At 50.2% G+C, this 19,929-nt stretch carries 19 protein-coding genes; 10 read left to right on the top strand and 9 right to left on the bottom strand.

Annotation, left to right across the window (positions count from 1 at the left end):
• Window positions 1-49: 49 nt before the first annotated feature.
• Entirely contained in the window at window positions 50-580 is a 531-nt protein-coding gene (locus tag ACXAG2_RS12255; RefSeq protein WP_474867374.1) for a lipocalin family protein, read from the bottom strand.
• Window positions 581-700: 120 nt separating this feature from the next.
• Here ACXAG2_RS12255 and ACXAG2_RS12250 point away from each other — a divergent pair, with 120 nt between their 5' ends.
• Complete coding sequence (locus tag ACXAG2_RS12250; RefSeq protein WP_474867373.1) at window positions 701-1,654, top strand: aldo/keto reductase; 954 nt, start codon at window positions 701-703, stop codon at window positions 1,652-1,654.
• Between the two features lie 77 nt (window positions 1,655-1,731).
• The gene (gloA2, locus tag ACXAG2_RS12245) at window positions 1,732-2,118 is read left to right on the top strand and encodes an SMU1112c/YaeR family gloxylase I-like metalloprotein (protein ID WP_474867370.1); all 387 of its coding nucleotides are present in this window, start codon (window positions 1,732-1,734) and stop codon (window positions 2,116-2,118) included.
• Between the two features lie 4 nt (window positions 2,119-2,122).
• Here gloA2 and ACXAG2_RS12240 read toward each other — a convergent pair whose 3' ends face one another.
• On the bottom strand, window positions 2,123-3,013 hold the full coding sequence (locus ACXAG2_RS12240; RefSeq protein WP_474867368.1) for an ROK family protein: 891 nt from the start codon (window positions 3,011-3,013) through the stop codon (window positions 2,123-2,125).
• Window positions 3,000-4,220 (bottom strand): MFS transporter, encoded by a 1,221-nt coding sequence (locus ACXAG2_RS12235; protein ID WP_474846309.1) that lies wholly within the window; start codon window positions 4,218-4,220, stop codon window positions 3,000-3,002. Before ACXAG2_RS12235 ends, ACXAG2_RS12240 begins: the two co-directional genes overlap by 14 nt.
• A 357-nt stretch (window positions 4,221-4,577) precedes the next feature.
• Here ACXAG2_RS12235 and ACXAG2_RS12230 point away from each other — a divergent pair, with 357 nt between their 5' ends.
• Entirely contained in the window at window positions 4,578-6,527 is a 1,950-nt protein-coding gene (locus tag ACXAG2_RS12230; RefSeq protein ID WP_474867365.1) for an alpha-amylase family protein, read from the top strand.
• Between the two features lie 290 nt (window positions 6,528-6,817).
• Entirely contained in the window at window positions 6,818-7,027 is a 210-nt protein-coding gene (locus ACXAG2_RS12225) for a hypothetical protein (RefSeq protein WP_119502631.1), read from the top strand.
• A 55-nt stretch (window positions 7,028-7,082) separates the two neighbouring features.
• On the opposite strand, the gene folE is transcribed toward ACXAG2_RS12225, so the two are convergent.
• Window positions 7,083-7,769: a GTP cyclohydrolase I FolE gene (gene folE / locus ACXAG2_RS12220; protein WP_474852884.1), complete on the bottom strand. Its 687-nt coding sequence runs from the start codon at window positions 7,767-7,769 to the stop codon at window positions 7,083-7,085.
• A gap of 131 nt (window positions 7,770-7,900) precedes the next feature.
• On the opposite strand from folE, the gene folM reads away from it, so the two are divergent.
• The 3 genes from folM (at window position 7,901) to ACXAG2_RS12205 (ending at window position 10,649) form a co-directional block, all read left to right on the top strand.
• Complete coding sequence (folM, locus tag ACXAG2_RS12215; RefSeq protein ID WP_474867362.1) at window positions 7,901-8,614, top strand: dihydromonapterin reductase; 714 nt, start codon at window positions 7,901-7,903, stop codon at window positions 8,612-8,614.
• A gap of 78 nt (window positions 8,615-8,692) precedes the next feature.
• Window positions 8,693-9,763: an agmatine deiminase family protein gene (locus tag ACXAG2_RS12210; protein WP_474867359.1), complete on the top strand. Its 1,071-nt coding sequence runs from the start codon at window positions 8,693-8,695 to the stop codon at window positions 9,761-9,763.
• On the top strand, window positions 9,756-10,649 hold the full coding sequence (locus ACXAG2_RS12205) for a carbon-nitrogen hydrolase (RefSeq protein ID WP_119502635.1): 894 nt from the start codon (window positions 9,756-9,758) through the stop codon (window positions 10,647-10,649). The genes ACXAG2_RS12210 and ACXAG2_RS12205 overlap by 8 nt, the downstream gene beginning before the upstream one ends.
• A gap of 33 nt (window positions 10,650-10,682) precedes the next feature.
• Here the strand turns inward: ACXAG2_RS12205 and ACXAG2_RS12200 are convergent, their stop codons facing one another.
• The 3 genes from ACXAG2_RS12200 to ACXAG2_RS12190 all read right to left on the bottom strand — a co-directional run bounded on the left by ACXAG2_RS12200 (window position 10,683) and on the right by ACXAG2_RS12190 (window position 14,320).
• On the bottom strand, window positions 10,683-10,970 hold the full coding sequence (locus tag ACXAG2_RS12200; RefSeq protein WP_474867356.1) for a hypothetical protein: 288 nt from the start codon (window positions 10,968-10,970) through the stop codon (window positions 10,683-10,685).
• A gap of 117 nt (window positions 10,971-11,087) precedes the next feature.
• Window positions 11,088-11,825, bottom strand: coding sequence for a ligase-associated DNA damage response endonuclease PdeM (gene pdeM, locus ACXAG2_RS12195; RefSeq protein WP_474867353.1), 738 nt, complete (start codon window positions 11,823-11,825; stop codon window positions 11,088-11,090).
• Window positions 11,826-11,842: 17 nt separating this feature from the next.
• Window positions 11,843-14,320: a ligase-associated DNA damage response DEXH box helicase gene (locus tag ACXAG2_RS12190; RefSeq protein ID WP_474867350.1), complete on the bottom strand. Its 2,478-nt coding sequence runs from the start codon at window positions 14,318-14,320 to the stop codon at window positions 11,843-11,845.
• A 142-nt stretch (window positions 14,321-14,462) separates the two neighbouring features.
• On the opposite strand from ACXAG2_RS12190, the gene ACXAG2_RS12185 reads away from it, so the two are divergent.
• Both ACXAG2_RS12185 and ACXAG2_RS12180 read left to right on the top strand, forming a co-directional pair.
• Window positions 14,463-15,488 carry a ligase-associated DNA damage response exonuclease gene (locus ACXAG2_RS12185; protein WP_474867348.1) on the top strand — a complete coding sequence of 342 codons (1,026 nt, stop codon included), beginning with the start codon at window positions 14,463-14,465 and terminating at the stop codon, window positions 15,486-15,488.
• Window positions 15,488-17,086, top strand: coding sequence for a cisplatin damage response ATP-dependent DNA ligase (locus tag ACXAG2_RS12180; protein WP_474867346.1), 1,599 nt, complete (start codon window positions 15,488-15,490; stop codon window positions 17,084-17,086). The genes ACXAG2_RS12185 and ACXAG2_RS12180 overlap by 1 nt, the downstream gene beginning before the upstream one ends.
• Before the next feature lie 6 nt (window positions 17,087-17,092).
• On the opposite strand, the gene ACXAG2_RS12175 is transcribed toward ACXAG2_RS12180, so the two are convergent.
• Window positions 17,093-17,722: a tetratricopeptide repeat protein gene (locus ACXAG2_RS12175; protein ID WP_474867343.1), complete on the bottom strand. Its 630-nt coding sequence runs from the start codon at window positions 17,720-17,722 to the stop codon at window positions 17,093-17,095.
• Between the two features lie 115 nt (window positions 17,723-17,837).
• Complete coding sequence (locus ACXAG2_RS12170) at window positions 17,838-18,083, bottom strand: TIGR02647 family protein (protein WP_119502642.1); 246 nt, start codon at window positions 18,081-18,083, stop codon at window positions 17,838-17,840.
• 238 nt (window positions 18,084-18,321) lie between these two features.
• Between ACXAG2_RS12170 and ubiD the strand changes: the two genes are divergently transcribed.
• A complete protein-coding gene (gene ubiD / locus ACXAG2_RS12165) occupies window positions 18,322-19,791 on the top strand; it encodes a 4-hydroxy-3-polyprenylbenzoate decarboxylase (protein WP_474867341.1) in 1,470 nt (489 codons plus the stop codon).
• Window positions 19,792-19,929: the final 138 nt, after the last annotated feature.

Here is a 19,929-nt window from a genome sequence, read left to right as displayed (position 1 = left end):
CCGGTGAGGAAAAACCGCAATTGTAGCAGGGTTTTATTTTCCGTGCCGCTCATTCAGCACGGTGCATATCCTGTTTAACGTAGATCAATTTACCGGTGTCGTAACCCATTCCCTCTGCTTTACTTACCAGAGATCGCAGCAAATCCTCCTGCATCGACGGATTACGGGACAAGATCCACAAATAATCGCGGTCGGGACCGGTCACCATGGCATACTGGTAGTTTTCATCCAGCGCTATCACCACATAGCTGGCATAGAAAGGCCCGAAGAAAGACACTTTAAGGTGCGCGGTTTGCTCATCTTCTACGAACAGGGCTTTACCTTCAGCCTCGTCCCATTTGTTATCTTCGCCGTCATATCCGCGGTTGATAACTTTCACACTGCCGTCTTCAGCCAGAGAATAAGTCGCCGTTACCTGCGTAAGACCCTCTTCAAAGGAATGAGGTAATCTTGCAATTTCGTACCAGGTACCAAGATACCTGTCGAGCCGGAAATCTTTTACCGGCTGTATGCCCTCCGGTTTCGATGTACAACCGGAAATCGCAAACAAAGCGAAAATGAAAAAAGTGAATAAACGCATAGCAGGCACTCTTACAATCAAATTAAACATGTTTGGCTTACATACGATTGCAAACCCGATCCGGATACCTGAAAACATGTTAATCTGGCAAAAATAAACAAAATCAATTCAGGAATTTGCATGTTATCTCACTACTTTCCTAACGCGAGTAAACTGGTCTACGGCTGTATGGGCCTCGGCGGTGACTGGGACAGCTCCCCGGTCACCCGAGAACATTACACGCAGGCCAGAGACGTCATCGAAACAGCGCTTGAAAATAACATCACCGTTTTCGATCATGCCGATATTTATACACTGACCAAAGCGGAACAGGTATTCGGGCAAGTGCTAAAAGATGCACCATCGCTGAAAGATAAGATGATTCTGCAATCAAAATGCGCCATCCGCTTTGAAGATGAAGCAGGTCCCAAGCGCTATGACTTTTCTGCCAAATGGATAACCGAATCTGTAGACGGTATTTTGTCCCGTTTAGGCATTGAGCAACTGGATATTTTACTGCTGCACAGACCTGACCCGCTGATTGAACTCAGTGAAGTTGCACAAACCATTCATGATTTGCAGGCATCAGGCAAAATTAAACACCTCGGTGTGTCTAACATGCACGGTCATCAGATTGCATTTTTGCAAAGTGCACTGGATACACCCATTATCGCCAATCAGCTTGAAATGAGTCTGGCATTCCGCGACTGGGTAGAAGATGGCATTACCACTAACAGCGCCCACAACCGCAATATGGGCTATGCGCCCGGAACCATTGAACACTGCATGCTGAATAAAGTGCAGTTGCAGGCATGGGGAAGCCTGGCACAGGGCCGGTATACAGGCGGCAATGCTGAATTCGAAGAAGATGTTGCCACGGCGGCGCTGGTTACCAAACTGGCGGCAGAGTACGGTGTGTCACCGGAAGCCATTGTACTGGGCTGGCTGATGCGCCATCCTGCCGGCATTCAACCTGTGATCGGCACCACAAACCTGCAACGTATCAGGCAGTGTACAGAGGCAACTAACGTCACCTTAAGCCGTGGACACTGGTACGCTCTGCTTGAGTCAGCCCGCGGCAGTGATGTGCCCTGAGCAGCTGACACCATCTATGCAAGGAGAAGCCCGCCGGTTTCTCCTTTTTTAAGGTTTTTATCCCGCTAAGGAACACCATGCTAAACGGCTTTCATCATGTTGCGATTATCTGCAACGACTATCAGGCTTCAAAAGCCTTTTACACAGACATACTGGGTTTCAGTGTTATTGACGAAAATTACCGTGAAGCACGGGATTCATGGAAGTGCGACCTCGCCCTGCCAGATGGTTCTCAGATAGAGTTATTTTCCTTTCCCGGCGCACCGGCAAGACCTTCACGCCCCGAGGCACAGGGATTAAGGCATCTGGCTTTTAAAGTCAGTGATATTGATAAGGCTGTGGCACAGCTGACAGCACATGATGTCAGCTGCGAAGATATCCGTACTGATCCCTACACACAAAAACGTTTTACGTTCTTACAGGATCCCGATGGTTTACCACTGGAACTGTACGAAATTAACTGACACGTTATGCGTCATGGTCCAGCAGCGCCAGCGCGCCATAAATGCCCGAGCGGGTACCCAGCCCCGGCAGACAAATAATGTCGTCCAGACTCTTGCCCTGAGGGAAGACAATGTAGTCCTTCAGGCTGGCTGACGTTTTATAAACAATACGCTCCATCATGCCCGTTTTCTGCATTACACCGCCACCGAACACGATTTTTTGGGCGCTTAAACCTACCATCAGGTTATGGCACAATTGCGCCAGCACGTCGGCAAGTTTATCCCAGGCTTCGTGATCATCCGGCAGCGTATCAGACGGCTGTCCCCAGATTTTACCCAGTGCCGTACCTGATGCCAGACCTTCCACGCAATTACCGTGGAAAGGGCACACACCTTCTATGCCCTTTGGCGGGATGACTTTAAAATGGCCCATTTCAGGATGCACCAGACCATGCAGGGGCTTTCCGCTAATCACCACTCCGCCGCCGACACCGGTACCTACGGTTACATACACAGCCACGCTGGCTTCCTGCGCTGCACCCCAGCGATATTCCGCCAGCGCTGCAGCATTCACGTCGGTATCAATTTCAACCTCACAATCCAGTGCGCTGGCAAAGTAAGGCGCCACAGACGCGAAGCTCCAGTGAGGTTTCGGCGTTTTGGTAATGAAGCCCCAGGTATCGGAGCTTTTATCCAAATCCAACGGACCAAAACTGGCAATTCCCACCTTCGAAAAGTGGTAGCCTCTGTCACGCTGTGCTTCAAAGAAACTGACACAGGCAGCCAGGGTTTCTTCCGGCGTCGTAGTGGGTATGCGGATTTCTTCAACGATATGCCTGGCAGCATCCACAATAGCGCAATTAAACTTTGTTCCGCCGGCTTCAATAACCGCATAATACTGATCAAGCAGCGCCATATTCACTAGCCTCAATTTTTTCTAACTGACGTTGAGTCGGGTTCTTCAGATAATTAAATAACAGACCGGCAAACAGCAAACTGGCAAACACGGTGGCAACCATAAAGCCGTATTTAGCATCGCCACCATTTGCGTCACTGACCAGTCCCATAATGAACGGACCGGCCGCTGCTCCGGCTGCAGTGAAAAAGAGTATCACACCCGCCACCGATCCGTGCTGATGTTTAGGAAAGCAACTGATGCCTTTGGAATTAAACGTCGGATAAATCACCGACATAAAGATACCGGTAAGCGGAAACAGATAAAGTGCCACCTGTTTGCCCCCCATCAGACCGCCGGCAAAGCACACAACAATGGCGCCGCTGAATAACATCAGAACCAGTGCCCAGTTAAAATGACTCATCATCCAGATCCCGACAAAGCGTCCGGCAGCACGAAGTATGAAAAAAGCGGTAACAGAATAAATGGCCAGAGTTTGGGCCGCGCCGCCGGTATAACAATCATAAGTCGCTCTTAACGAGGCTGCGTCGCACACCAGATAGCTTGGCATCCACACATAAATCGCACTTTCTGCAGCAACATATAAAAAGGCCCCGGTGGAGAAACCCAGCGCATAGGGATTTTTAACCAGAGACAAACTTTGACGGACTGAGACTTTTTCAACGCTGTCGTCCTGATTGCGGGTATAAACCGGATACTTCACCCACACCGCAACCACTATCAGAAATGTGCAGATCCCGCCGGCGATAATGTACAGGTACTGCCAGGGCACACCCTTATGAATAAGCCAGGCAACGATCAGCGGGCCGATTATCGCACCCACTCCAAAGAAGGCCTCAGCACCGTTCATGGTAGCGGTATGCTGTTTCGTTGATGAGGAAATATCACCGATAAGCGCCAGCGCACCTGTTTTAAAAATACCCACCGCAATGCCGGATAAGGTCATCAGGCTGACAATAAAAACAAAGTTGTTGGCGATAAAGAAGCTGTAGCACGCCAGACCGAATACACTTAACCCGATTATGATGGTGGTTTTACGACCAAGGCGGTCAGCAAGAAACCCCAGTAACAAACCAGACATTGCAATACCCAGCATGGGCAGAGAATGCATCAAACTTGCCTGAGCATTAGTGACATCAAACGCCACTTTCACTTCTTTAATTATTTCGCCCACAGAATCTGATGTCATTGCGAACATCATAAACATTAAGTACGTAAGCCATCGAATGAACTGGCTGTTCGACTGTTGCATACGGCTGCCTCATAAACTGCAGATAAGGCAACCTGTGGCCCCTCACCTGAGGATTAAATTTCAACTATTAACATTTTTTTATCATCACCTCGTCTAAACTTAACCATTTAAACGTGTGAGACTTTTTCGATTAAGTGTAGACAATTTCTCCTGAGACACTAGAAATAAGTCATTCAGAATGTTTTGCAAAAATCACTTAATCGTTTAAGATAAAGTAACAGAACGTACAAACTCTGTAAACATCATTGTGAATCAAATGTGAATTCCAAACCGCCATCTTCCGGTGTTTACAGTGAAAGGCAGGAGTATAAAATGAATTATGCCGCAGACAGTGAACAGTGTTTAAGCCGTATTCTGGCTTCTGTGGATCTGTCCATGCTCAGTAAGCGCGACAGTGCAACCTTTGTCAGTCGTCTGGAAGCCCACTTCCCGACGTTATTCCAACGTTATACCTTTGTGTATGGTCATCAGTATGACTGTTATTACCATCTGCAAAAACTGGTAGAGCTGCTGCGAGACGGACTGAAAGCCCGTAAGCCAAAGTTAAAACAGCAGGATGCTGCCAAGCTGAAGGATCCCCGCTGGTATAAAGGTCAGGAACAAACCGGACTCGCCTGTTACGTCGATCTCATGGGTCCGACACTGAAAGATTTGCATCATAAAATCCCCTACTATAAAGCGCTGGGGATCACCTACATTCATTTAATGCCACTGTACGATTCACCCGAAGGTGACAGTGATGGCGGCTACGCAGTTTCCGATTACCGCAAAGTGAACCCGTCACTGGGTAATATGAAAGATCTTGAAGCTCTGTCAGATGCGTTGCAGGCAGAAGGCATAGACCTGGTGCTGGATTTCGTTTTTAACCACACCTCAGACGAACACGCATGGGCGAAGGCTGCGCTGGCGGGGGATAAAACCTGTCAGAACTATTATTACCTGTTTGATGACCGTACCATTCCTGATCAATATGAGCGGGATTTACGGGAAATTTTCCCTCAGGTTCGCAGGGGCAGCTTCACCTACAACGACACCATGGAAAAATGGGTGTGGACGACGTTCAACAGTTTCCAGTGGGATTTAAATTACAGTAATCCGGAAGTGTTTAACGCTATCACTTCAGAAATGCTGTTTCTGGCAAACATAGGTTGTGCAGGACTGCGTCTGGATGCCCTCGCCTTTATCTGGAAAGACATGGGCACCAATTGCGAAAATCAGCCCAATGCCCACCGCCTGATCCAGGCATTCAACGCCTGCCTTCAAATCGTAGCGCCGGCCGTTGTATTCAAATCAGAAGCGATTGTGCATCCTGACGAGGTGGTGAAGTACATCGATAAGAAAGAGTGCCAGCTGTCTTATAACCCGTTATTAATGGCATTATTGTGGAACAGTCTCGCCACAAGAAAAACACGCCTGCTGACACAATCTCTGAAGAAGAGCTTTGTTATTCCTGACGACACCACATGGGTGAACTATGTGCGTTGTCACGATGATATTGGCTGGACATTCGATGACGGCGTAGCGCATGAGATTGGTGTTAACCCTTATGATCACCGTTACTTCCTGAACCAGTATTTCACCGGTCGTTTTGACGGTTCGTTTTCGTCAGGTGTTCCTTTTGCAGAAAATCCGTCGAATGGTGACTGTCGTGTATGTGGTTCACTGGCTTCACTTTGCGGACTGGAAAAAGCACTGGTCAGCATGGATCAGAATGCCATCGACACAGCCATAGAACGTATGCTGTTGCTTTACGGCATTACCTTTTCTATCGGCGGTATTCCGCTTATTTATTCCAGCGATGAACTCGGTTTACTGAACGACTATAGCTACCGCGACAACCCGGCGAAGCGTCATGATGACCGCTGGGTAAACCGTATAGCGGTTACTGATGCGCATATTGAAAATGTGATGAACCAGGACAATGCGCCGGCCGGCCTTAATGAAGCCTGCCAACGAAAAGTCTTTAATGGTCTGAAAACAATGCTGGATATCCGCAGGCAGCATGCTGTTTTCGGTGATGCCCGTACGGAAATCCTGGATACCGGTAATCATCATTGCTTTGGTTTTGTCCGCTACAACCAGCAGGGCCAGAAAATGCTCGGCCTGTGCAATTTCAGCGAGCATGCACAGCAGGTAAGCGGCAATATTTTGAATACTATCGAACATAAACCGGCCCGTGACTTGTTAAGTGACAGCAAGCTCACTGGTCACGAACAGGTTATTTCACTGCGTCCCTATCAGTTAAGCTGGTGGCTTATCTGACCCTCATGCGCCGGCTTCCCCTATGCCGGCGCTTTTTCAAACCTTTTTAAGTTATTCATCGTAGTTATTTGAAAACCGGTGGTGAATAGCTCTTTACAATTCTGTAATTGGACTATAATCCCGTTAGTGCTTTCATCTTATCCTCCTAATATGTCTTTTGCGGTTTTAGAAGTCCCGGCAACAGACGTGGAGAATTTAGCTGTTAATAACACTGTTAGTTGCAGATGCGACTGATCTATCGATTTCTATGGAACAGAAATCGCGACTTCACTTTAAAATAAGGAAACGTTATGAATGCTACCCTGGAGCAAGAGTATCTTTGCCCGCACTGTAGTCATATCAATGCCATTGAACTGGATACGCACCGTGAAATGTACCGTGAAAAGTACACCACCTGTGACAAGTGCGGTTCTCATCTGGAAGTGGTACCTGCCGATGGTATCGGCGAGAAAATCAATCTTATTGTCTCTTTAGCGTCTTCTGATATCGCGCTGCGATAATCTTCTCTGAAACATGCAAACTGCCTGTGTGCGCAGGCAGTTTTCTTAACCTTAACTAGTCTCTGAAGAATTCCTGACGGAGTAACGGATCGGTAGTGAATTGTCCGCCGAGAGCAGACGTTTTCGTGTAGGAATTGGTATCTCTGATCCCGCGGGCTTTTACGCAGTAATGCGTTGCATTAATAGATACCGCCACATCCTCAGTGCCCGCCAGCGTCTGGATAGCCACCAGCACTTGCTGCGTGAGTCGTTCCTGCACCTGAGGTCGCTGGGCAAAGAAGCTCACCAGACGATTCAGTTTAGACAAACCAATCACCGTATCTTTCGGGATATAAGATACTCTTGCCGTGCCATCGATGGTGACAAAGTGGTGTTCGCAGGTACTTGTCAGGCTGATATCTGTAACCTGTACGGGTTGATTGAGCTGCATCTTATTCTCAATCACAGTGATCTTAGGAAAATTCCGGTAGTCCAGACCGCCAAATATTTCATTAACGTACATTTTCGCAATGCGCGCCGGTGTTTCAGCCAGACTGTCATCAGTACGATCTAACCCGAGCGTATCCATGATGTCTGTCATCGCCGCCTGAATGCGTGCGCGCTTCTCATCATCAGACAGACCATTGCGCACCATGGGTGTTTCCAGTCCTTTCGCTTCAAGTGCATTTCTTACCTTAATTGCCGCAGGGGACAATCCGGGTTCGATTGCGTCACGTACAACTACTGCTTCATTTGATAACATTAGAAAAATTCCGAACAACCTGATTTTCATTTAACGAAAAAGGCTATACTTACAGACCACTTTTTTCGTCAGATGATAAAAATTTAATGATGAAACCAGGGGCGTTAACCTGATCATCCAAGGAGTTTGCTTTGCCCAGTCCAGTGCTGATAACCGGTGCTTCGCAGCGCGTTGGCCTTGCCATCGCCGAAAACCTGCTCACAAACAACTATCCCGTAATTGTAACATACCGTACTCATAAAGCTTCCATTGAGCACCTTGAAAAAGCCGGTGCGGTGGCAATTTGTGCAGATTTTAGCACCGATGACGGCATCCTGCGATGTATTGAAGCGGTGAAAAGTCACACAACCAGCCTGCGGGCGGTCATTCACAATGCATCATCATGGGACTCAGAAAAACACAGCAAAGATTATGCGGCCCTGTTTGATGCCATGATGCAAATCCACGCGAAAGCACCTTATCTGATGAATATGGGATTGAAATCGTTACTGACAACCACAGAAGAAAAAACAGATATCATCCACATAACCGATTTTGTGCAGGACATTGGCAGTGAAAAACACCTGGCTTACGCTGCCAGTAAAGCGGCACTGCATAACCTGACCTTATCATTTGCACAAATGCTCGCGCCGGATGTAAAGGTAAACACCATTGCACCGGCACTGCTGATGTTTAACGAAGGCGACGATGAAGCCTATAAGCAAAAAGCGCTGGCGAAGTCGCTGATGCAGAGTGAGCCCGGCGCTCAGGCTGCGGTGGATGCAGTGAACTATCTGCTCAATGCATCGTATGTGACCGGAGAGGCGTTGCTGGTCAATGGCGGACGCCATCTTAAATTCAACTGATTTCAACGTCTTTTATTTATCGCCATTTTGGGACGGGGTATACTTGCGCCGTCTACTAACTGATTCAACGGAACCGCAATGACGAACACACCTTCACCACTTATTCCTGAGTGGGAAGCTATCGATGCTGTGATCCTCGCCTGGCCCCATGACCAGACTGACTGGGCTCCCTGGCTTGAAGAAACAAGAGCCACTTATCTGCAGGTGATTGAGCAGGTGAATGCCGCCAAAGCCGGTGTCATTCTGCTGTGCCGTGAAAGTGATATTGCCGGCGTGCAAAGCCGCTTACCTGCCAGTGCACGGGTATTAATTGTGTCTGCTGAATTCAATGATACGTGGGCACGGGACTATGCTTTTTTAACATGCAGAGCCGCGGGCGATACAACCAGCCCGGGACAACCCGTCGAGTTTCAGTTTAACGGCTGGGGCAATAAATTCGATGCGTCACTGGATAATCGGGTAAACCAGCGTTATCTGGCGGGTATGTGTCAGCTTCCGCTGAAAACCAGCGATATCGTTGCCGAAGGCGGCGCACTGGAAATTGATGAGAACGGCCACCTGCTGTCAACTGCACAGTGCCTGCAAAATCCTGAGCGCAACGGCAAAATGCCCCTGGCACAATATGAAGATGAATTCCGCAAGATGCTGGATTGCACTGCAGTGACCATTTTTCATCAGGGACACCTTGAAGGCGACGATACCGACGGTCACATTGATACACTGGTGCGTTTTACACCGTCACAAGGTCTGGTTATTCAGGCCGCGGATAACTGCCCTGAAGACAGTCATTTTGCCGGTCTGGCTGCGTTGTGTGAAGAGTGCGAAGATGCGTTCCCTGCCCACGAGCAATTCAGATTGCCGTTACCGGAAATGTATAACGATGACGGTGATCGCCTGCCTGCATCCTACGCGAATTTCCTGATTTGCAATGATGCGGTTTTACTGCCTGTTTATCAGCAGCCTCAGGACGCAGAAGCCATTGCCGTCACGCAGGCCGCCTTCCCTGATCACACCATCGTACCGGTGAATTGTGACACCCTGGTACGACAATACGGCAGTCTGCATTGTATTTCCATGCAGGTTCCGGTTAACACATTGAAGCCTTCTGTACTGGCTCAACTGAATAAAGGAGTGACCCTCTATGCCTAAGAAATCCCTTAAAGTAGGCCTGGTTCAGCAGGCCGTTGCCGGCAACGATAAAGCCACCAACTGGAACAAGAGTGCAGAGCAGGTTGCTAAGCTGGCCGCTGAAGGTTGCGAATGTATTTTATTACAGGAGCTGCATTCAACACTGTATTTCTGTCAGGAAGAAGACACGAATGCATTTGATCTGGCAGAGCCCATTCCGGGACCGGCTACAGACTTCTTTGGCGAGCTGGCAGAAAAACACAATATTGTGCTGGTAACCTCTTTGTTCGAAAAGCGGGGCTCAGGGCTGTATCACAATACCGCCGTGGTGTTTGACCGCAGCAAAGAAATTGCCGGCAAATACCGCAAAATGCATATTCCTGATGATCCCGGTTTTTACGAGAAGTTTTACTTTACGCCGGGCGACATGGGCTTTAAGCCAATTGAAACCAGTGTGGGCAAACTCGGTGTGCTGGTTTGCTGGGATCAGTGGTATCCGGAAGCAGCCCGCCTGATGGCGATGGCCGGTGCTGATTTATTGTTCTACCCCACCGCTATCGGATGGGATATGACCGATACGGAAGAAGAGCGTCAGCGCCAGCACGGTGCCTGGCATACGATTCAGCGCGCTCACTCTGTTGCCAACTCGTTACCTGTCATTGTGGCAAACCGTACCGGTTTTGAAGCCTCTCCGGTAGAAGGCGACCCGGGCATTCAGTTCTGGGGACAGAGTTTTATTTCCGGCCCCCAAGGTGAAGTGCTTGCACAGGCCTCCGCCGACAAAGAGGAAACGCTGGCGGTAGAACTGGATATGGAAAGAACTGAAAAGGTAAAACGCATCTGGCCTTACTTCCGTGACCGTCGCATTGACGCCTATGAAGATTTAACTAAACGCTGGCGGGATTAAGCTTCCGCCAGCCCGCAGGCTGCCGTCTTGCCTTCAGCGCAAACGGTGGCTTGTGCGCTTATCCAGCTCATCCCCCACATAATCGCTGTCTTTAAATCTGGTCAGCGGAAACCACCTCACCGCATAGATATCATTCCCTGCAAGCAGCATCAGAGAAGGGAAAAATAATACTGCCCCGGCGAAACGAAATTTAAATTGAAACAGCAGGAATGTGCTTACCAGCATAAACAAGGTTGCACCGTATCGCCATAACCGGCTGACTCTGACAGGTTGCCAGCATTCACGGCACATAAACTTACCGCTGGTGGCGAGGGCTTTCATGCAAATACTGCGGCTTTTGCAGCAGGGACAGCGACGATGCGTGTACATAGTGGCAGCGTTCCGGTAGATAACTGCGTGCCAGTGTAGTACACCCGATACAAAAGGATAACTGTACTTTCAGTCAGGTTTACAGCGATATATTTTATTTTCGTACAGTAAAAAACATTGCCTTTCACCTGGCTTCAGCAACGCAGTGAGCACCCCGCTACTGACATCCAGACCACCGGTGTACTGCCCGAAGGCAGGCATGATAAACAGGCTGTCATCGCATACAAAACACTTACCGGAGAAACGTTTTCTGCCAACGCAGGTGCGGGTTTTAGGGTGAAAATGGCCGATGATTTGCGCGGCCGGAGTTCTTGCACCGGAAGGCGTGTCTGCGGATTCATCCGGTTCGTGCTGCAGCCTGATATTGCCCCAGTGCAAAACATCGATTGTGCGGCCACCGGCACCGGCCGGGATCTCAGGGTCATGGTTGCCGGCTATCCATACCCAGTCTTTATATTGTGCCGTTAAACCAGCCAGCAGCTTTCTTTCTGCAATGCCCATGCGATCAAAGCCACCGGCATCATGGAAACTGTCCCCAAGGCAGATAACCTGTGCCGGCGCATAGTCTGACAGTATTTTCTGCAAGCGCTGCAATGTCGCCAGACTGTCCAGTTGTGGCAACGGGTTGGCAAACCGGCTCAGATAGCTTCCCTTTTCGAAGTGCAGATCGGATACCACCAGCGCGTCCCTGGCCGGGCAATACAGCACGCCCCTGCCATCGGCAATAAACACCTGCTGCGCAAACCTTACCGGCACTGCCCTGTTGTGCGCTACCAGACGGTTAAGCTGTTCTTCTGTTATTGCCACTCAATATCCTGCACTTTCTATCTGTTTCTCCCTGCTTCACCCGGCGCGTCACCACTTAACAAGGCTCTGATGTCTGCCATCATGTCTTCTGCTTCCTGATACAAACTGGCCTGCTCTATCACTGCATGTGCACCGGCGCCTTTCACCTGTTCGCTACGCACATCCAGCACAATGGGAATGGCCATGGGAGACACTTTGGGTAACGACACAAAGTGAAGTTTGTCATAAAACCGGATCAGCATGTCAGCCAGCCGTTTCAAATCCAGTAGTTCCCTCTCTGCGTCCGCACGGGTAACAGTCAGTAAAATATGGTCGGGTTCATGCTCCCGCAAGGTATCGTAAATCAGATCAGTGGAAAAAGTGACCTGCTTCATGGTTTTGTTGCTGCTGTGATAGCGTTGTTCTGTCAGGCCGCTGACCACGGCAACCTGCCTGAATGACCGTTTCAGCATCGGTGCATGCAGCATCCAGTCTTCCAGTTCGTCACCCAAAATATCCGGCCGGAACAATTGTTCCAGTTGCGCTTCTGTCACCTTCTCCAGCAAACATACAGACAAACCATAGTCCGTGACAGAAAAGCTCAGCGGTTTTAAACGCATTTTTTCCATGCGTCGCGTCATCAGCATGCCCAGTGTCTGGTTCGCCTTGCGGCCCTCGAAGGTATAAAACAATAGGTAGTTTGTCTTGCGGTAAGGAAACTGCTCAATCAGCACCCGCGTTTTGTCGGGCAGGGCCGAGAATGCCTGCTGTAATTCCAGCCACTCCCGTACCTGTGCCGGCAGCGTTGACCAGTCTGCCGGCGTATCCAGAATCTGCCTTACGCCCTCTGCCAGAAAAGTAGACATAGGCATTTGCCCGCCGGCGTAGGAAGGGATTTTCGGCTCACCGCCTTTGGCGGGCTTTGCGTGCAACTGGATGTCCCGGATAGCTTCGAATTTAAGGATTTCTCCGGCAAACATAAAGGTGTCGCCGGGCACCAGCTGCTGGGCGAAGTACTCTTCCACTTCACCAATAATTTTGCCCTGATTGCCCCGGCGGATGCGCTTCACCTTCAACCGTCCGGCTTCCACTATGGTGCCGATATTTTGCCGGTGACGCTGAATAACCCGTTTGGATGCAGGGCTGTACGTGCCGTCCTCCCGTTTTTCCATCCGCTGGTAACGTTCGTAGGCCCGCAGCGCATAACCGCCGTCAACGGTGAACTGCCACAACTTCATGAAATCGGCGTAATCGATACTTTGATACGGTGCGGCATCCAGTACCTGCCGGTAAATATCCTCCGGGTCTGCGGGCTGACTGCAGGCGCAATTGAGTATAAATTGCGGCAGGATATCCATCGCCCCGGGGAGCAGTGGCTCGCCATCCAGTTCACCTGTGGCAATGGCATTCATCGCCGCCCTGCATTCCACCGCTTCAAACCGGTTAGCCGGCACCAGTAATGCCTTACTGGGTTCATCCAGCCGATGATTTGCCCGGCCAATTCGTTGCAGTAGCCGGCTGACGCCTTTGGGTGCGCCAATCTGTATAACCAGGTCGATATCACCCCAGTCAATCCCCAACTCCAACGCTGAGGTACTGACAATAGCCCGTAAACTCCCCTGTCCCATCAGGCTTTCGGTTTTGCGGCGTTGCTCTTTCGATAAAGAACCGTGGTACAACGCAATAGGTAAACCTTCACGGTTTTCTTCCCACAGCATTTGAAATACCAGTTCAGCCTGTGCACGGGTATTCACAAACACCAGTGTGGTGCCGGCCTGTTTAATCGCGGTATAGACTTCTTCCATAGCGTAGCGTGCCATAAAGCCGCCGAACGGCATGCGGTGCTCTGATTCCAGAAGGGTAATTTCAGGCTTCACCGCCTGCGGTACCTGAATCACTTCAGCCGGTTCCCCCGTCCGGCCAAGCCAGCCGGCAATAACCTCAGGGTGTGCAACCGTTGCTGATAACCCGACACGGTGCATATCAGGCGCAAGGGTTTGTAACCTTGCCAGTGCAAGAGAAGTGAAATCGCCACGCTTATTGGCAACCAGGCTGTGAACCTCATCAATGATCACCGTCTTCAAGTTTTTGAAGATGGCCGGTGCATCGGCATACGACAGCAAAAGCATCAGTGATTCAGGTGTGGTAAGCAAAATATTCGGCGGTTTGCGCCGCTGACGCTGGCGTTTATGGGATGGGGTGTCTCCGGTACGGGTCTCAATAGTTACCGGCAGATCCATGGCCTCCACCGGTGCCATCAGGTTGCGCTGAATGTCGTTTGTCAGGGCTTTCAAAGGAGACATATACAAGGTGTGCAATCCTGCTACGGGATGGCGGTATAAATCAGCCAGAGAAGGCAGAAAACCGGACAGGGTTTTTCCTGCCCCGGTAGGAGCAATCAGCAGTGTGGCGTTATTGTCCGCGACAGCCGGCAGCATACGACGTTGATAGTCGCGCAGTTGCCAGCCTTTACTTCGTAGCCACTGATAAAAAGGAGGTGGAAGTCTTTTTGCCATAAACCAGTTAGTTACGCATGAACAGCCCTGGTGGTTTCAGTCGCCCGGTATTAAATCAATGTCATGTTCTGCTTTGCTCACCGCACATCTGTTTAAGCGCCCTGTACGTACAACTAAACCAAACAGGTTTACGGAGTATAGGGTGCACCCACAAGACTGGATATCGGTAGAAGAGGCAGGATTATATTGTCATCCTGCGAAGCTTTACATCGACCCGATGCAACCGGCGGAAAACGCCGTGGTTACCCACGGGCATGCTGATCATGCCCGCGCAGGTCATCAACATGTATTCGCTTCAGCTGAAACCCTGGCGATTATGAAAACCCGCTACGGTGAGGAGATGGCAGAACGCACCACTGCGCTTAAGCCGGGCGTTCCTGTATCACTGGGAGACAGTGCAGATCCCGTCACTATGACCCTCTATCCTGCCGGTCATATTCTTGGCTCTGTGCAGGTGCTGCTGGAGTATCGCGGAAGCCGCCTGGTGATATCCGGTGATTACAAGCGTCGTCACGATCCTACCTGTCCGCCCTTCGAAGTGGTGCCCTGCGATGTGTTCATTACTGAAGCCACCTTCGGTCTGCCGGTATTCACTCACCCGCCAATCAGTCATGAAATCGATAAGTTACATACATCACTAAGCGTTTTCCCTCACCGATGCCATCTGGTCGGCACTTATGCGCTGGGGAAATGCCAACGGGTGCTTATTGGTTTGCGGGAAGCTGGCTATCACAAACCTGTTTATCTGCATGGCGCACTGCTCAAATTATGCGAGCTCTATCAGCAACAGGGTATAGCACTGGGAGAATTGATTCCGGTCAGTGACGTGGAGGATAAGACCTCTCTTGCCGGCGAAATTGTTTTGGCCCCGCCCTCAGCACTGGCTGACCGCTGGTCCCGTTCCCTGCCTGATGTGCGCACCGTGATGGCATCAGGCTGGATGCAGATTCGTGCCCGCGCCCGGCAACGCCAAGTTGAACTGCCCCTGATTATTTCCGATCACTGTGACTGGCCGGAGTTACTGCAAACCATCGAAGAAGTCTCTCCTAAAGAAGTGTGGGTGACTCATGGCCGCGAAGATGCACTGATGTATCAGGCAAATCTGATGGGTTTTAAAGCCAGAGCGCTTTCTATGGTCGGCTACGATGACGATGAGGAAACCGGCTGATGGAAGCATTCAGTGATTTACTTGAACAGCTTTATTTTACCAGCGGCACCAACGCCAAAGCCGCGCTGATTTCCCATTACATTGCTACCACTCCGGATCCGGACAGGGGCTGGGCAATCGCGGCCATCGCCGGTGAACTCAGATTCGATTTTTTTAAGCGCAATACAATAAAAACCTTGATGCTTGAACGCATCGACGAAAATCTTTTTGCCATGAGCTACGACTACGTAGGCGAGATGAGCGAAACGGTGGCGCACCTGTGGCAACCTGAAACTCAGCCCTCAGGCGATGTTGTGCTGCCCGGTCTGAATGAGATTGTCGAATCATTCCGCGAGGCGAAGCGGACAGAAGTAAAACCATTGCTTACTGCCCTTCTCGATAACATGACAGCCTCTCAGCGCTGGGCGCTGATAAAACTGGGTACACGGGGATTGCGCATAGGGGTTTCTGCCCGCAGCATTAAGCAAATCCTTGCCAGCTACGGTGAAGTGCCTGTAGAAGAAATTGAAGCTCTCTGGCATGGCGTCGAGCCACCTTACACTGAATTGTTGAACTGGCTGGAAAATAAAGGGCCGAAGCCGGATATTTCTGACCGGGTTACCTTTCATACTGTGATGCTTTCCCACCCTATCGATGATGATACACGGGAAAAACTTGCCGCGGGCGAATGGCAGATTGAACCCAAGTTCGACGGCATCCGTGTGCAACTGGTATCGGCTCCTGCGGGCAAAGCCCTGTTCAGCCGCACCGGTGACGATATCAGTGGTTCGTTTCCGGATCTGCTGGACACCATCGATCATAACCTGGTACTCGATGGTGAATTACTGGTGATGCACGGCGATAAGGTCGATACCTTCAATCAATTACAGCAACGATTAAATAAGAAGAAACCATCCGCAAAACTTATGCAATCACTGCCGGTAGCAATCATGGCCTATGACCTGCTGGAACTTAATGGCGAGTCACTGATGGCCTTGCCATTAACTGAGCGTCGTCAGCGCCTGGCGGATTACATTAAAAAATATCCGGGGGAGCGCCTGCATTTATCTCCCACCTACAGTGTGAGTGATGTGGCTGAACTTGAGGCACTGCACAGGGATGTCACAGAAGACACCTCCATTGAAGGACTGATGCTGAAACGCAAAGACAGTACCTATGTACCCGGCCGCCCAAAAGGGCTGTGGTATAAATGGAAACGGGATCCCCTGTTAATTGATGCAGTCGTTATGTATGCCCAGCGCGGACACGGCAAACGTTCCAGCTTTTATTCAGACTTCACCTTCGGTGCCCGGGAGGGCGATACACTGCTCCCGGTGGGCAAAGCTTATTCCGGCTTCACTGATGAAGAACTCAAGAAGCTGGATAACTGGGTACGCCGCAATGCAACGGGTCGTTTTGGTCCGGTAAGGGCAGTAAAAAAGGAGCTGGTGGTAGAAGTCGCGTTTGATGCTGTACATCCCTCAAGCCGGCATAAATCAGGGGTAGCTTTACGCTTCCCCCGCATTCACCGTATCCGCTGGGATAAACCTGCCGCAGAGGCCGATACGCTGGAAACCCTCAAGGGCCTGATTGAGAAAGCCCCTGAGCAACCAAAGTAAATACTGTCAGGAATCAGCAGGCCGTCTGGCGTTTCTTACCGCTTTCGGGTGCATCAGCTTTTCCAGTTCCGACAAGTATCCGGCGATGTCGCTGTGCGTTTTTTTGTCATCTGTCACTGCGTTATACAGCCAGTGATAGGTATCTTCATAATCGTAAGGGCTGCCGTGACCATCGAGAAACAGCTGCACAAGTTGCATTTGTGCTTTTAAGTTACCCAGTGCTGAGGCTTCACGGAGATAAATGACTGCACGCTGTTTATCTGTCTGCACCAGGGTGCCTTTGGCATAGTACCGGCCCAGTTGCTCAAGCGCAGCTGGCAATCCCTGTTCCGATGCATCACGGATAAACCCAATCCCGCGCTCAGGTTCGGCATCCACACAGACCCCCCAGGCCAGCATATCGCCCCAGAGAAACTGATAAGCGGGCTCCTTCAGCACTTCTGCGTGGGCTTCAATATCCTGTACCAGTTGACAACGATCGGTGACCACCCGTGTAAGGTGCTCATTTTTGTTGATCATGTTGATAAGTTCATCCTGTGTGTACAGTTGCACGGCTTTGATCTCCTGAGCAGAAGACACATTAAGCCCGGCAACACACAGCAATGATGTAAACAAAAGAATTATGCTATTTTTCATGTGAAAACCTGAACTGTCATTAACCCCGGTGCCGGTGAACGATGCCGTCAATAACAGGCATCGCACCGCTATGTTTAATTTATCGGCGGGGTACGGTAAAGCTTAAGCTGCAAGCTTAGTTCAGTTTCATCGATAATGCTGACTGGATGTGCCGGGCATGCTCTGCCAGGTCTACGCCCAGGTCGGTAAGATAGCCGCCATCAGGCTGAGTAATGATCCCTTTTGAGTAAAGACGTTCTGCGGCGTGAACAACTGACTGGCTGGCGTCGTGATGAATTTTCAGTCCCTGCATGAGACTGGACGCCGGAAATTTAAGAAGAAGATTTAACTCGTCGACCATATCCTGATCTACTAACACCATTACACTCTCCTGACACTGTTATTGTTTGAGTGCACCACAGCAGAGTTAATTGTAAGGCAAATACTGCGGGTACATCCGCTATAACACTACCATTTGCAGCCGCTGTCCAGATTAATTTATATCAACAACCTGCTGCTCAATTAAGTTTATGACACAAACCGGCATCCCCTGAAACGGATCCGGCCGTTAAGTGATATACTCCGGCTACCATTCTCAGGATGCAATAAACACGGAAACGATGAAATACAAAGATCTACGGGATTTTATTGAGCAACTTGAAGCCAGAGGCGAGCTGAAACGCATTACACAGGAAATCGACACCGACCTGGAAATGACGGAAATCGCCGACCGTACATTGCGGGCCAAAGGTCCGGCCCTGTTATTTGAGAACCCGAAAGGGTCAGACATGGCGGTACTGGCAAACCTGTTTGGTACGCCGGAACGTGTAGCACTGGGAATGGGCCAGTCATCAGTATCGGCGCTCCGGGAAGTAGGTAAATTACTCGCCTACTTAAAAGAGCCCGAGCCGCCTAAGGGTTTGAAGGATCTCTGGGAAAAATTACCGGTGTTCAAACAGGTTCTGAACATGCCGGCCAAAGAAGTGAAGAAGGCGCCATGTCAGGAAGTGGTGCTCAGCGGTGATGACGTCGACTTATCTAAGCTGCCGGTTCAGCGCTGCTGGCCGGGCGATGCCGCGCCACTGATCACCTGGGGATTAACGGTTACCAAAGGTCCGCACAAAAAACGTCAGAACCTGGGTATTTACCGTCAGCAGGTGATCGGGAAAAACAAAGTCATTATGCGCTGGTTATCCCACCGTGGTGGTGCACTGGATTTCCGTGAATGGTGTCAAACCCATCCCGGCGAACCTTATCCGGTGTCTGTAGCGCTTGGCGCCGATCCGGCCACCATTTTAGGTGCCGTAACCCCTGTGCCGGATACGCTTTCGGAATATGCCTTTGCCGGCTTGTTACGTGGCAGCAAAACGGAAGTGGTTAAATCAGTCAGTAATGACTTGCAGGTGCCGGCCAGTGCTGAAATCGTGCTGGAAGGTTATATCGCTCAGGACGAAGTAGCACCGGAAGGTCCCTATGGCGATCACACCGGCTACTATAACGAAGTCGATTCTTTCCCGGTATTCACTGTCACCCATATCACCCACCGTCAAAAACCCATTTATCACTCTACGTATACCGGCCGTCCGCCGGATGAGCCTGCGATTCTGGGTGTAGCACTGAACGAAGTGTTCGTGCCTATTTTGCAAAAGCAATTCCCTGAAATCGTCGATTTTTATCTGCCGCCGGAAGGGTGTTCTTACCGCATGGCGGTCGTCACCATGAAGAAGCAGTATCCCGGCCACGCCAAACGGGTGATGATGGGCGTCTGGTCGTTCCTGCGTCAGTTCATGTATACCAAATTTGTGATTGTGTGTGATGACGATGTGGATGCCCGCAACTGGGAAGACGTGATCTGGGCCATTACTACAAGAATGGACCCGGCCAGAGATACCGTTCTTATTGAGAACACACCCATTGATTACCTGGATTTTGCCTCTCCGGTTTCTGGTCTGGGGTCTAAAATGGGTATGGATGCCACTAATAAAATGCCCGGTGAAACAGACCGCGAGTGGGGCACGCCTATCGTCATGGATGAAAACGTGAAACAGCGCGTGGATGACATCTGGGACAGTCTTGGTATTATGGACTGATTAGCGCGGAGCGTGTGTGCGAAATTAAAACGCTCATTATTTCTTCTCTCCGCAAACAATTTTTTTGCATAATGCCGGACGCAGGCGGGAAAGCGGGGAATGTGTGTGCAATTAAAACCCTCCGCAGCAGGGATGCTG

The organism is Alteromonas sp. ABH4_456 (assembly GCF_056160645.1).
The sequence above is the reverse complement of the archived record's forward strand: the minus strand, read 5'-3'. Positions and strand labels throughout refer to the sequence as shown.

What these genes read in the sequence shown, in the direction of transcription:
- gloA2 (WP_474867370.1), top strand. Translation starts at nt 1,732, where the DNA reads ATGCTAAACGGCTTTCATCATGTTGCGATTATCTGCAACGACTATCAG.
- ACXAG2_RS12210 (WP_474867359.1), top strand. Translation starts at nt 8,693, where the DNA reads ATGACGAACACACCTTCACCACTTATTCCTGAGTGGGAAGCTATCGAT.
- ACXAG2_RS12175 (WP_474867343.1), bottom strand. Translation starts at nt 17,722, where the DNA reads ATGAAAAATAGCATAATTCTTTTGTTTACATCATTGCTGTGTGTTGCC.
- ACXAG2_RS12170 (WP_119502642.1), bottom strand. Translation starts at nt 18,083, where the DNA reads ATGGTGTTAGTAGATCAGGATATGGTCGACGAGTTAAATCTTCTTCTT.
- ACXAG2_RS12180 (WP_474867346.1), top strand. Translation starts at nt 15,488, where the DNA reads ATGGAAGCATTCAGTGATTTACTTGAACAGCTTTATTTTACCAGCGGC.
- ACXAG2_RS12255 (WP_474867374.1), bottom strand. Translation starts at nt 580, where the DNA reads ATGCGTTTATTCACTTTTTTCATTTTCGCTTTGTTTGCGATTTCCGGT.
- ACXAG2_RS12190 (WP_474867350.1), bottom strand. Translation starts at nt 14,320, where the DNA reads ATGGCAAAAAGACTTCCACCTCCTTTTTATCAGTGGCTACGAAGTAAA.
- ubiD (WP_474867341.1), top strand. Translation starts at nt 18,322, where the DNA reads ATGAAATACAAAGATCTACGGGATTTTATTGAGCAACTTGAAGCCAGA.
- ACXAG2_RS12235 (WP_474846309.1), bottom strand. Translation starts at nt 4,220, where the DNA reads ATGTTTATGATGTTCGCAATGACATCAGATTCTGTGGGCGAAATAATT.
- folE (WP_474852884.1), bottom strand. Translation starts at nt 7,769, where the DNA reads ATGTTATCAAATGAAGCAGTAGTTGTACGTGACGCAATCGAACCCGGA.
- ACXAG2_RS12205 (WP_119502635.1), top strand. Translation starts at nt 9,756, where the DNA reads ATGCCTAAGAAATCCCTTAAAGTAGGCCTGGTTCAGCAGGCCGTTGCC.
- ACXAG2_RS12200 (WP_474867356.1), bottom strand. Translation starts at nt 10,970, where the DNA reads ATGAAAGCCCTCGCCACCAGCGGTAAGTTTATGTGCCGTGAATGCTGG.
- ACXAG2_RS12240 (WP_474867368.1), bottom strand. Translation starts at nt 3,013, where the DNA reads ATGGCGCTGCTTGATCAGTATTATGCGGTTATTGAAGCCGGCGGAACA.
- ACXAG2_RS12225 (WP_119502631.1), top strand. Translation starts at nt 6,818, where the DNA reads ATGAATGCTACCCTGGAGCAAGAGTATCTTTGCCCGCACTGTAGTCAT.
- ACXAG2_RS12250 (WP_474867373.1), top strand. Translation starts at nt 701, where the DNA reads ATGTTATCTCACTACTTTCCTAACGCGAGTAAACTGGTCTACGGCTGT.
- ACXAG2_RS12230 (WP_474867365.1), top strand. Translation starts at nt 4,578, where the DNA reads ATGAATTATGCCGCAGACAGTGAACAGTGTTTAAGCCGTATTCTGGCT.